10 protein-coding genes are annotated in these 12,491 nt (G+C 72.0%); 4 read left to right on the plus strand and 6 right to left on the minus strand.

The features are described from left to right. Nucleotides 1-153: 153 nt before the first annotated feature. The 6 genes from GVL03_RS17825 to GVL03_RS17850 form a co-directional block, all read right to left on the minus strand. Nucleotides 154-1,188 carry an LLM class flavin-dependent oxidoreductase gene (locus tag GVL03_RS17825; RefSeq protein WP_159502358.1) on the minus strand — a complete coding sequence of 345 codons (1,035 nt, stop codon included), beginning with the start codon at nt 1,186-1,188 and terminating at the stop codon, nt 154-156. Then, nucleotides 1,185-2,585 carry a M20/M25/M40 family metallo-hydrolase gene (locus GVL03_RS17830; protein WP_159502359.1) on the minus strand — a complete coding sequence of 467 codons (1,401 nt, stop codon included), beginning with the start codon at nt 2,583-2,585 and terminating at the stop codon, nt 1,185-1,187. The genes GVL03_RS17825 and GVL03_RS17830 overlap by 4 nt, the downstream gene beginning before the upstream one ends. Continuing rightward, nucleotides 2,582-4,198, minus strand: coding sequence for an ABC transporter substrate-binding protein (locus GVL03_RS17835; RefSeq protein ID WP_159502360.1), 1,617 nt, complete (start codon nt 4,196-4,198; stop codon nt 2,582-2,584). Before GVL03_RS17835 ends, GVL03_RS17830 begins: the two co-directional genes overlap by 4 nt. A 62-nt stretch (nt 4,199-4,260) precedes the next feature. Further along, nucleotides 4,261-5,955, minus strand: coding sequence for an ABC transporter ATP-binding protein (locus GVL03_RS17840; RefSeq protein ID WP_159502361.1), 1,695 nt, complete (start codon nt 5,953-5,955; stop codon nt 4,261-4,263). Further along, nucleotides 5,952-6,899: an ABC transporter permease gene (locus GVL03_RS17845; RefSeq protein ID WP_159502362.1), complete on the minus strand. Its 948-nt coding sequence runs from the start codon at nt 6,897-6,899 to the stop codon at nt 5,952-5,954. The genes GVL03_RS17840 and GVL03_RS17845 overlap by 4 nt, the downstream gene beginning before the upstream one ends. Next, on the minus strand, nt 6,896-7,969 hold the full coding sequence (locus GVL03_RS17850) for an ABC transporter permease (RefSeq protein ID WP_159502363.1): 1,074 nt from the start codon (nt 7,967-7,969) through the stop codon (nt 6,896-6,898). Before GVL03_RS17850 ends, GVL03_RS17845 begins: the two co-directional genes overlap by 4 nt. Nucleotides 7,970-8,265: 296 nt before the next feature. Between GVL03_RS17850 and GVL03_RS17855 the strand changes: the two genes are divergently transcribed. The 4 genes from GVL03_RS17855 to GVL03_RS17870 form a co-directional block, all read left to right on the plus strand. Continuing rightward, complete coding sequence (locus GVL03_RS17855) at nt 8,266-9,354, plus strand: amino acid ABC transporter permease (protein WP_159502364.1); 1,089 nt, start codon at nt 8,266-8,268, stop codon at nt 9,352-9,354. Continuing rightward, entirely contained in the window at nt 9,351-10,163 is an 813-nt protein-coding gene (locus tag GVL03_RS17860) for an amino acid ABC transporter ATP-binding protein (protein WP_306770355.1), read from the plus strand. Before GVL03_RS17855 ends, GVL03_RS17860 begins: the two co-directional genes overlap by 4 nt. 105 nt (nt 10,164-10,268) lie before the next feature. Continuing rightward, on the plus strand, nt 10,269-11,264 hold the full coding sequence (locus tag GVL03_RS17865; RefSeq protein WP_159502365.1) for an ABC transporter substrate-binding protein: 996 nt from the start codon (nt 10,269-10,271) through the stop codon (nt 11,262-11,264). Between the two features lie 71 nt (nt 11,265-11,335). Next, nucleotides 11,336-12,491 (plus strand): LLM class flavin-dependent oxidoreductase (locus GVL03_RS17870; protein ID WP_159502366.1); only part of this gene is annotated, 1,156 nt, incomplete at its 3' end.

The raw sequence follows: 12,491 nt of genomic DNA on the forward strand, positions 1-12,491 counted from the left end.
GCGATACTTCGCGCATCCCGTGGTGCCTCGCGAGACACCACATCTCTCGCGAGGCACCACGGGATGCGCGAAGTATCGCCGCGAATGTGATGTCTCGCAGGGCCCGGGCCGGGCGCAGGGCCCGGGCCGGGCGCAGGGCCGCAGCCGGGGCGCTCACGCGGCACCTGCCAGCACGGGGCTCCAGCCGAGGGCGGGCAGCACGCCGTGGCGGATGTCGGAGAGGATCTGGCGGTACTCGTCCTCGCTGAAGCCGTAGGGGAGTGCCACCCGCAGCTCGGTGCGCCCGTCGAACGTCGGATCCGCCGCGAGACGCTCCGCGATCTGCGCGGACGTGCCGTGCAGATCGCGCTGGAACACGACCGCGCGATCGCCGAGCCGTTGCGGTCGCTCGGTGCGCGGGTCGCGCGCCGCCGCGAACGCCGCATAGTGCTCGCGCTGGCGGGGCGTCGCGGAGTCCGTCGGCAGGAGCACCCGCTCCACCCCCACCTCGGCGGCGCCGGTCCCGGCGAATCCCGCGTGGTACTCCTCGATGTGGATGCGCTGCGCCTGCTCGAACGTGTCGGCCGCGTCGCCGTCGCCGACGTTCCCGAGCAGCAGCTTGAGTCCCCGCTCGGCCGCCCAGAGCACCGAGCGGAGCGATCCGCCGCCGAGCCACACCCGGTCGCGCAGGCCCGCGACGTGCGGCTGCACGCGCGGGATCTGCGGCCCGTAGGGCGTGTGGATCGGCTCGCTCGCCAGCGGATGCCCCTCCAGGGCGAGGAGGAACCGCTCGATCAGCGTGAACGGGTCCGCATCCGGATCGTGGTCGGGTCTCCCCAGCTCCGACAGCAGCGTCGCGTGCGGCGCCGATGTGCTGACGCCGATGTTCACGCGCCTGCCCGAGAGGGCGTCGACCGTCGCGAAGTCCTCCGCGAGCCGGAACGGCGTCTCGTAGCCGAGCGGCACGACGTCCGTCTCCAGCAGGATGCGGCTCGTGCGCTGCCCCGCCGCCGCGAGGAGCGGCAGCGCCGAAGAGACTCCGCGTTCGAGGTGCCGCTGACGGATGCCGGCGACATCGAAGCCGAGCTCCTCCCCGTAGGCGAACAGCCGCAGCGTCGCTTCGAGACCCGCGGCCGGGTCGTCCTCGGGATAGTTCCCCGGGAGGATGAACCCGGCCGCGGGAACGGTGGCCGCTGTCGCTGACGTCATGACGACTCCTCCGTGATCGAGGCGAGGCGCCGCTCGCCGCTCGCGTCGCCGCCGAGGAACTCACGCACGACCTGATCGAGCGCCTCCACCGTCAGGCGCAGCGACTCCAGGTCGATGCGCTCGTTGTTCCCGTGGAACAGGGTACGGAACTTGCCGTAATCCCACGTCTCGCTGAGCACGCCGAACCCGTAGGCGGGGATGCCGCGGCGACGGAAGAAGCGCCCGTCGGTGCCGCCGATGCCGAGCATCGGCAGCAGCTCCGCCCTCGGGTAGGCCCGGCGGACGGCACCGCGCAGCACATCGAACAGCGCGGTCGAGGTCGGCGAGAGCGACGACTCGCCGAACCAGTCGCCTTCGATCTCGATGTGCTCGATGAGGTCGCCGAGCGCCTCGCGGAGGTAGCCCTCGACCTCGTCGGGACCGACTCCGGGGAGCACCCGGATGTCGAGCTGCACGGTCGCCTCGCCCGGGATCACGTTGATCTTCTCCCCGGCGCGCACGACGTTGGGCGAGATCGTCGTGTGGGTGGACGCGTGCGCGAACCCCTGCAGGCCGCCCGTGGCCGGGAGCGCCTCGAAGAAGCGATCCGGATCCACGAGCGCCGCCGCCGTGTCGGCGTCGAGCCCGAGCGCGCCGGCGTACTCGCGCCACTGGGGCGTGATCACCGTCGGCCCCCGGAAGCGGGCGATCCGGCTCACGGCCTCGGCCGCGATGACGGACGCGTTGCGCGCGCCCCACGGCGCCGATCCGTGGCCCGGAGCGCCGTGCACCCGCAACGATCGTCCCGCCCCGCCCTTCTCCCCCACCATCACCCCGATGGAGGGAAGCGGGCCGGCCGGGGCGCCGCCGGACTCGGTGAGCACGTAGTCGACGTCGATGAGATCCGGACGGTGCTCGGTGAGCCATCCGACGCCGAAGCGACTGCCGTTCTCCTCGTCGGCGACCGCCGCGAACACGAGATCGCCGCGCGGGCGGAAGCGGGCGGTGCCGGGCGCGCCGAGCGCCACCGCGCGGGTCACGACCGCGTAGGCCGCGGTGAGGTTGAGCATGTCGATCGCGCCCCGGCCCCACAGCACGCCGTCGACGATCTCGGCGGCGAACGGGTCGCGCTCCCAGCCCGCGGGCTCGACGGGGACGACGTCCGTGTGCCCGACCAGCGCGAGGGAGGGCGCCGAGGGGTCCGTGCCCTCGATCCGCACGATGAGCGACTGGCGTCCCGGATGAGGCTCCACGACGACCGGGTCGAGCCCGGATCCCTCGAAGAACCGCTGCAGCGTGCGCACCTGCCGATGCTCGTGCCCGGACTCGGGCGTGCCCTCGTTCACCGCGGCGTTCCGGACGAGCTCCTGCAGCAGCTCGGTGGTCTGCTGCAGGAGCGAGCTCGACCCCACGGTCACTCCGCGTTCTTCCAGGCGCTCACCAGGGACGCGAGCCTCGAGTCCGCTCCGAAGCGCAGGCCCTCCACCTCCGGCGCGAGACCGATGATCGAGGTCAGCTCGTACACGGGCACCTGGTAGTACTGGCTCGCGATCCGCTCCTGCGCCTGCGCCAGCAGGTCGGCACGAGCGGCCGTGTCTCGACCGGCGAGCTGCTCCTGCAGCAGCGTCTCGAGCTCGGGGTCGTCGATCCCGAGCCTGGTGGTGGCGGCGGAGTACACGGTGCGCAGCACGTCGCCGTCGGTGCGGGAGAGGTTGCCCCAGCTCAGGTCGAAGTCGCCGGCGTCCTGACGGGCGAGCACCTCGGGCACCGTGCCGCTGACCAGCTCGACCCCGATGCCCACCTCTGCGAGCTGCTGCTGAATGAGCTCGACCACGGCCTGGTTCGTGGCATTGTTGGTCGCCCACAGCAGGGAGAGCTGCAGCGGCACGCCGTCCTTCTGGCGGACGCCGTCGGCGCCCTCGGTCCAGCCCGCGTCGTCGAGCACCTCGGCGGCGTGCTCGGGGTCGTACGCGTAGAACGCGCTCTGGTCGGCGAAGCCGGGGGTGTTCGCGGTGAGCGAGCTGGTGGCCACGGGGAACAGGTCGCCGAGCAGGGTGTCGCGCACCTCGACGCTGTCGATCGACGCGGCGACCGCCTCGCGCACCGCGATGTCGGAGGAGAGCGGGCTGGCGACGTTGAAGGCGACGTTGAAGGGCAGCCCGGGGTTGGTGCGCGAGAGGGCGGTGAGGCCCTGCGCGTCGAGCTCCTCGAGATCGGTGGGCAGGACGTTGCCGATCGCGTCGAGCTGGCCGGACACGAGGCTCCCCAGGCGCACGCTCGCCTCGGGCACGACCTGGAACACGACCGAGTCCAGATGCGCGGCGCCGTCGTTCTCCAGCGCCTCCGGCGCCCAGGCGTAGTCCTCGCGCGCGGCCAGCACCGTCTCGACGTCCTTCGTGTACGACTCCAGCGTGAACGCGCCGGTGCCGACGAGGGCCTGGCCGTCGGCGCGCTCGTCGTAGGGGATCTCGCGGGTGGCGGCGCCCACGATTCCCAGGCCCACCGAGGTGGTGGCGGTCGGGAACGCAGCGTTGGGCGCGGAGAAGCGCACTTCCACCGTGTGGTCGTCGACCACGACGGTCTCCTCGTAGCCCACGAGGTCGCGCACGGCATCCGACAGGGCGCCCGCCGCGACGATGTCGTCGAAGGTCCCCTTGACGTCCTCCGCGGTCAGCGGCGTGCCGTCGGAGAACGTGACGTCGTCGCGCAGCACGAAGGTGAAGGCGGTCGCGTCGTCGTTGGACTCGTACGACTCGGCGAGCCAGGGCTCGAGCTCACCGGTGTCGGGGTTCTGGAACAGCAGCGAGTCGACCAGCTGCCGGGTGACGTACCAGGTGATGTTGCCGTTGCCGACGCCCGAGGGATTGAGCGAGATGGGGTCGGCCGCCAGGGCGAACAGCAGCTCGCCCCCGTCGACGGGGCCGCTGCCGGTCGACGGGGCGGCGCCGTCCCCGCCGCCAGCGCAAGCGGTCAGGGCGAGCGCGGCGGCGACGCCGACGGTCAGGGCGGATACGGTGCGGGGGACTCTCATGGTCGGTCTCCAATGTGACGGGGTGCAGGGGTCGGTGATTGCGGGAGGGATGCGGCGCAGGCTCAGTGCGGAGGGGACCCGCGGCCGGGGATCGCGTCCAGCAGGGTGCGGGTGTAGTCGTGCGCGGGCCGTTCGAAGACGTCCGCGACGTCGCCGATCTCGACGATGCGGCCCTGCTTCATGACGCCGACCGTGTGCGCGATGCGGCGGACGACCGCCAGATCGTGCGAGATGAACAGGTAGCTCAGCCCCAGGTCGCGCTGCAGGTCGGCGAGGAGGGTGAGGATCTGGTGCTGGATCGACACGTCGAGCGCGGAGACCGGCTCGTCGAGCACGATCAGCTCGGGCTCGATCGCCAGGGCCCGGGCGATCGCCACCCGCTGGCGTTGACCACCGGAGAGCTGGGCCGGACGGCGCGCGACGGCGTCGGCGGGCAGGGCGACGAGCTCGATCAGCTGCTCGACCCTCGAGCGTCGCGTCGCGCGGGTGCCGATGCCGAACGCACGCAGCGGGTCGGAGACGATCGCCCCCACGCTCAGCCGCGGGTTCAGCGAGGCATAGGGGTTCTGGTGCACGACCTGCACCCGACGGTGGAGGGCGCGCAGCGCGCGACCGCGAAGGTTCGTGACGTCGTCGGCGTCGAACTCCACGCGACCGGCGGTCGGCTCGATCAGGCGCAGCGCGATGCGCGCCGTGGTCGTCTTGCCCGAGCCGGATTCGCCGACGAGAGCCAGGGTGCGTGCCCGCTCGATCTCGAAGCTCACCCCGTCCACGGCGCGGACGACGTCCGCATCCGCCCGGAACTCCTTGACGAGACCCTCGACGCGCAGCACCGTGCGGTCGGGGCCCGCCGCGGCCGGGCCGGCCACCGGGACCGCGGCGGGAACGGGGGCGATCCCGGCGTTCAGACTCGGAGCCGCCTCGATCAGCTGGCGAGTGTAGGGGTGCTGCGGGTCTTCGAGCACCTGGGCGGGCGTGCCCTCTTCGACGACCCGGCCCTCCGACATCACGAGGATCCGATCGGCGCGATCGGCGGCGACGCCGAGGTCGTGGGTGATCAGCAGCATGGCGGTGCCGAGCTCGTGCTTGAGGGTGTCGAGGTGGTCGAGGATCTGCCGCTGCACCGTGACGTCGAGTGCGCTGGTCGGCTCGTCGGCGATGATGAGGGGCGGGCGGGCGATGATGGCGATCGCGATGAGCACCCTCTGCCGCATGCCGCCCGACAGCTCGTGCGGGTATCGGCGCGCGGTCTGCTCGGAGTCGGGCAGGCCGGCCGCGGCGAGTGCCTCGACGGCGCGCAGGCGGGCGTTCTTGCGGTCGGCGAGCCCGTGCAGGCGCAGCACCTCGCCGACCTGCTCGCCGACGCGCTGCACCGGGTTGAGGCTCACCGTCGGATCCTGGGGCACGAGTCCGATCTGCCGGCCGCGCACGGTGCGCAGCTCCGCGGCTCGAGCCTGCACGAGGTCCCGCCCGAGGAAGTCGATGCGGCCGCCGGTGATGACGGCGTTGCCCGCCAGCAGGCGGATCAGGGCGTGGACGGTGGTCGACTTGCCCGACCCCGACTCGCCGACGATCGCGACCGTCTCACCGGCCGCCACGGTCAGCGAGACCCCGCGGACGGCCTCGACGAGCGTTCCGCCCGTCCGGTAGCCGACCGACAGGTCGCTCACCCGCAGCACGGGCTCGGCGGCGGCGCGCCCGGGCGCGGCGTCGATCACGGGGACGCTGCCCGCACGCGGATGGTCGGGCCCGCTCATCGCACGGCCCTCCCCTCGGTGTCGAGCGCCCGCGAGAGGCGGTTGGCGGCGAGCACGGTGAGCGCGATCGCGATGCCGGGGAAGACGGTGAGCCACCAGGCGTTGCGCAGGTTGTCCCGCCCGCCCGAGACGAGCGCGCCCCACTCCGGGGCGGGCGGCGGCGCCCCGAACCCGAGGAAGCTGAGCGCCGAGACGGCGAGGATCGCGGTGCCGAGCTCGAGCACGGCGAGAACGAGCACGGGTCCGGCGGAGTTCGGCAGCACGTGCCGCAGCAGCACCCGGGTCCAGGTGTTGCCGGAGATGCGTGCCGCCTCGACGTACACCGACTGCCGTACCCTCAGCACCTCCGAGCGCATGATGCGCGCGACCGAGGCGATGCTCCCCACGCCGACCGCCACCGCCACGTTGACGGTGCCGAAGCCCAGCACCGTCACGATGGCGAGCGAGAGCAGCAGGCTCGGGATGGCCAGCAGCACGTCGGCGATCCGCATCGCCAGCGCGTCGACCCGCCCGCCGACGAATCCGGCGACCAGGCCCAGCGCCGAGCCGACGACGAGGCCGACGGCGACGGCGATCGCCGATGCCGAGAGCGTGAGGCCCGTGCCGTGGACGACGCGCGTGAACAGATCGCGGCCGATCTGGTCGGTGCCGAACGGATGCTGCGCCGATGGAGCCAACAACCGGTCTGCCGGAGTCGCGTCGTAGGGGCTTCCCGGGGCGATGAGCCCGGGCGCGACGGCCGCGACGGCCACGGCGAGCAGCCACAGCGCGGCGATGACCGCGCCCGGGCGGGCGAGCAGCCGTCCGCCGTATCCGAGCGCGCGGCGCCCCCGGCCTGCTCGCCGCTGACGGAGCGCGTCGTCGAACCGGTCGGGGGCGGTGCTGCCGAAGCCGTCGGCCGGGGTCTGCCGGTCCGTCGGCAGCAGCGCTGTCGTCTCGCTCATGGTGCCTGCCTGGGGAAGGAGGAGTCGGTCGGCGCCGAGCCTGCCGGGGCGAGCGTGTCCGCCCCCGCATCGTCGGGCGCGAGCGCGAGCGCGAGCGCGGGCTTCGCGGCGAGCCGGCGCAGGGCGCGGCGACGCGGCGAGCCGCCGTCGAGCACGATGCGCGGGTCGAACAGGGGATAGACGAGGTCGACGAGCAGGTTCGCCGACACGAAGACCGCCGCCGCGAACAGCACGACCCCCTGCACGAGCGGGATGTCCTGCTGCTGCACGGCGGCGGCGGTCACCCGGCCGATCCCCGGGCGGGAGAACACGGTCTCGGTGACCACCGTGCCCGACAGCAGCTGGCCCATGACCAGACCGGTCATCGTGAGCGCGGGCAGCGCGGCATTGCGCAGCGCATGCCGCAGGTAGACCGTCGGGCGAGCCGCGCCCTTCGCCCACGCCGTGTCGATGTAGGGCTCGCGGAGCGTCGCGAAGAGGCTCTTCGAGAGCAGCTGCGCGATGAGCGCTCCCGTGGGCACGGCCAGGGTGATCGCGGGCAGCACGAGCGCCCCCGCACCGCGCACCCCCGCAGCAGGGAAGAGCGGGATCTGGAACGAGAACCACTGGATCAGCATCAGTCCGAGCCAGAAGCCGGGCACGGCGACCCCGAGCGGGGGCAGCGCCAGCAGCAGCGCCGAGAGCCGTCGCGAGCGCGTGTAGGCGGCCAGCACGGCGATCGCGATGCCGAACACGACGGCGAGCACGAGCGCGGCGGCCGAGATCTGCAGAGTGGGCGGGATCGCCTCGCCGATCACGTAGGCCACGGGACGCCCGGTCGCGATCGACACGCCGAGATCGCCGCGCAGCACCCCGAGCAGCTGCTCGAGGTACTGCAGCGCGATCGGCTTGTCGAGACCGAACTGGGCGCGCAGCTCATCGAGCTGCGCCTCGGTCACGTCGGTCGCGTCCGTGCCGATCATGATGCGCACGGGATCGCCGGGCAGCGCGTACAGCACGAGGAACGACACCGTGTAGGCGGCCCACAGCACGCCGACCGCCTGCAGCAGTCGCGACAGCACGTACCTCACAGGGCTCGCCTCCGACGATCCATGACGACCCCTCCGGCCGCCGGCAGCCACGCTCTCAGGTGCGAGGGGAGCTCCGAACCCGTCGCGTCATCGGCGGTCATCCGGCGACATGCGCCGTCAGACTCCGACATCGGGCGCCTCGGTCGTGCGATGTCGGGAACGCCCCGGCACGCGCATTACGCCGTGTATCGATGCATTGCGCCGTGTGATCACGCCGATCGGGTCCGACCCGGATCACGCCCTACGGTCGGGACACCGACCCGACGCCCCGCACCGCGTGATCCAAGGAGCCCTCCATGACCGACACCCTCGCCCGCCGCCCGGGAGGCGATGCCGCCCCCGTCGCGCCCGGCGGCGACACCCCGACCGACCGGGTCGACCTCGGCACCATCCGCGTCGTCCACACGCGGCACTGGTTCCGCTGGACGATCGGCGCGCTCATCGTCTTCGCGCTCGCCCAGTTCGCCTGGTCGCTCGTGACGAACCCCAACTACGAGTGGGGAGTGTTCGGACACTACTTCTTCTCCGAGCCCGTCCTGATCGGCATCGGCTACACGCTGTCGCTGACCGCGATCTCCGCGACGATCGGCTTCCTCCTCGGCACGGTGCTCGCCCTCGGCCGCCTGGCGAAGTCGCCGCTGCTGAACTCCGCCGCCTGGGGCTTCATCTGGTTCTTCCGCTCGGTCCCGCTCGTCGTGCAGCTCGTGGTCTGGTACAACCTCGGCTACCTCTATCCGACGCTCGGGCTCGGCACGCCCTTCACGACGGACTTCTGGATCGTGGAGTTCCCGACGGTGCAGCTGATCAGCGCGTTCGCCGCCGCCATCCTGGGGCTCAGCCTGCACCAGGCGGCCTACTCCGCGGAGATCATCCGGGGCGGCCTACTGTCGGTCGACCAGGGTCAGCTCGAGGCGGCCGCGGCGCTCGGCATCCCGCCCCGCAGGCGTCTGGCGCGCATCATCCTGCCGCAGGCCATGCGCTCGATCGTCCCGAACGCGACGAACGAGGTCATCGGACTCGTCAAGGGCGCGTCCGTGGTCTTCGTGATCGCGATCCCTGAGCTGTTCTACGCGGTGCAGGTCATCTACAACCGCAACAGCCGCGTGATCCCGCTGCTGCTGGTGGCGGTGGTCTGGTACACGATCATCACCACGATCCTCAGCATCGCCCAGTACTACATCGAGCGGTACTACGCGCGAGGGGCCGTGCGCGTGCTGCCCCCGACTCCGCTGCAGCGCCTGCGCCACGTCGCGCGCGTGCAGTGGGCGCGGCTCGGCGACGGAGAGAAGGCGCCGCCGCCGTTGCCCGGGGCGGAGGCCCCGCCCGTGCCGACCGTGCGGGAACAGGGCAACCGCAACGACGCGAAGTTCGGAGGAGCGCAGTGAGCACCACGACCAAGATCGCTCAGGCCACGGACGCGGCGGCGACCACGACCGGGCTCGTCGAGATCCACAACGTCCACAAGAGCTACGGGGGCCTCGAGGTGCTCGCCGGGATCGACCTGACGATCCAGCCCGGAGAGGTCGTCTCGATCCTGGGCCCCTCGGGCTCGGGCAAGTCGACCCTGCTGCGCACGATCAACCACCTCGAGAGCGTCGACCGCGGCTCGGTCACGGTCGACGGCACGTTCATCGGCTACGAGCTGCGCGGGGACAAGCTCTACGAGCTGCACGAGAAGGAGATCCTGAAGCGGCGCACGCAGGTGGGCATCGTCTTCCAGAACTTCAATCTCTTCCCGCACCTGACGGCGCTCGAGAACGTCATCGAGGCACCACTCGCGCTCAAGCGGCTCGGCAAGGACGACGCCCGCGAACTGGGCCTCGGGCTGCTCGACCGCGTGGGTCTCGCCGACAAGGCCGCCCACTATCCGCGCCAGCTCTCCGGCGGGCAGCAGCAGCGCGTCGCGATCGCGCGTGCGCTGGCGCTCAAGCCGAAGGTGATCCTGTTCGACGAGCCGACGAGCGCGCTCGACCCGGAACTCGTGGGCGAGGTGCTCGACGTCATCCGCGACCTCGCGCAGCTCGGCACGACGCTCGTCATCGTCACGCACGAGGTCGGCTTCGCGCGCGAGGTGTCCGACCGCATCGTGTTCGTCGACCAGGGCCGGATCGTCGAGCAGGGCACGCCCGCGGAGGTGCTCGGCAACCCGCAGCACCCGAGGACCCGCGAGTTCGTCGCGAAGGTGCTCGGCTGAGCACCGCGCAGCGGCATCCCCCTCCCGGCTCGTTCTCGCCCGAGCCCGCGCCTCACCCAGAACGTCCCCCTCCACCCGATAGCACCCGACAGAGAGAGAAACAGCATGGCCATCAGTAAGAAGCAGGGCATCGCGGTCGGCGTCGGCGTCGTCGCGGTCGCCGCGATCGTCGGCGGCATCATCGCCGCGGTCAACCTGAACCAGCCGAGCGAGGCGGCAGCGGAGCCGGAGGAGACCTCGGCGAACACGACGACCGAGGAGATCGAGTGGTTCCATACGGATGCCGTCCCGGAGGCCGTCGCCGCGCTCGAGGCGAGCGGGTTCGAGCCCATTGAGTCCGGCAAGCTCACCGTGGCGATCGGCGCGTTCGTCCCGCCGCTGAGCTACCAACCCGACGGCACCTCCGCGGCGACCGATGTCGCGGGCACCGAACCCAACATCGGCTCACTCATCGCGGAGGGGCTCGGACTCGAGTACAACCCGCAGGTGGTCGCGTGGGCGGACTGGCCGCTGGGCATCCAGTCGGGCAAGTACGACATCATCACCTCGAACGTCACCGTCACCGAGGAGCGCAAGGAGCTGTACGACTTCGCCAGCTACCGCCAGGATCTGCTCGGCTTCTACGTGAAGTCCGACAGCGACATCGAATCGATCACGGAGTCTGCTGACATCGCAGGGCTGAAGATCGTCGTGGGGTCGGGCACGAACCAGGAGCAGGTGCTGCTCGCGTGGAACGAGGAGCTCGAGGCCGCCGGCGAGGAGCCCGCCGAGCTCATCTACTACGACGACACCGCCGCGGCCACCCTCGCCCTGCAGTCGGGGCGCGTCGACGCCAACTTCGGCCCCAACGCCACCGCGGCGTGGGCGGCGGTGGAGACCGGCGACACCAAGCTGGTGGGCATCGTTCCCGGCGGGTGGCCGCTCGCGGCCGACATCGCCGTCGGAACCGCGAAGGACAACGGCCTCATCGAAGCGGTCAGCATCGTGCTGAACAAGATCATCGAGGACGGCACCTACACCGAACTGCTCGAGTTCTGGGGCCTCGAGTCCGAGGCCGTGGACGTGAGCGAGATCAACCCTCCGGGACTCCCGGCATCCTGACCGTCTCCGCGGGCGGGCGGCGCGAGCCGTCCGCCCGCATCGTCGTCCCCACCTGAGAGAATGAGCCCGCGATGACCACGCCCCTCTCCATCCTCGACCTGTCGCCGTTCGGGCAGGGCCAGACCCCCGCCGCCGGGCTGCGCGCCAGCATCGCGCTCGCCCGCAAGGCCGAGCAGTGGGGCTACGCCCGGTACTGGCTCGCCGAGCACCACCTGAACCCCGGCATCTCCGGAGCCGCCCCGCACGTGCTGCTGGCCGCGATCGCCCAGGCGACGTCCCGCATCCGGGTCGGCACCGCGGCCACCATCATCGGCAACTACTCCCCACTCCAGGTCGCCGAGGCGGCGGGCGTCGTCTCGGCGCTCCATCCGCATCGATTCGACCTCGGCATCGGCCGCTCCGGCGCCACGAGCTCGTCCCAGACCCCGCCCGCACCGTCGTCCGTCCCCGACCGGGTCGTCGACGGCCTGGTGCTGCCGGCGCCGCGCCCCTTCCGCTTCGACGCGGACCGCTTCGTCGCCCAGGCGCGGCTGCTCGGCCGCACCGAGACCGACGGCGACCGCTTCGAGCAGGACGTCCTCGACATCCTCGCGTTCATCGACGGCACGCTGACCGTGCCCGAGGGGGTTCCGCTGCACGCGACCCCCGCGGAGGGCGAGGACATCGAGGTGTGGCTGCACGGCTCGACCGGCGGCGCCAGCGCTCAGCTGGCGGGGCGGCTCGGGCTGCCGTTCGGGGCGAACTACCACGTCTCCCCCACGTTCGTGCTCGAGGCGGTGCACTCCTACCGCGAGGCGTTCCGCCCGGGCAGGCTCGCCGCGCCGTACGTCGCGGTGTCGGTCGACGTGCTCGTCGCCGACACGGATGCGGAGGCCGCGCGCCTCGCGAGCGGCTACGGGCACTGGGTGCACAGCATCCGCGCGGGCGAGGGCGCCATCCCCTACCCGACCCCGGAGTGGGCGCTCGCGCATCCCCTGACCGACGGCGAGAGGGAGGTCGTGCGCGATCGCCTCGACACGCAGTTCGTCGGGAGCCCCGGGACGGTCGCCGAGCGCCTCGAGACGCTGCGGCGCGTCACCGGGGCCGACGAGCTTCTGGTCACGACCATCACGCACGATCCCGCCGACCGCGAGCGCTCATACGAGCTGCTCGCGGGCGTCTGGGGCCTGAGCGGGGATGCGCTCTCGTCGGATGCGGCGGGCACAGCGTCGGACGAGAGCGCATCCC

Origin of the sequence: Microbacterium sp. 18062, assembly GCF_902706225.1 — a bacterium.
Classification (GTDB): domain Bacteria; phylum Actinomycetota; class Actinomycetes; order Actinomycetales; family Microbacteriaceae; genus Microbacterium.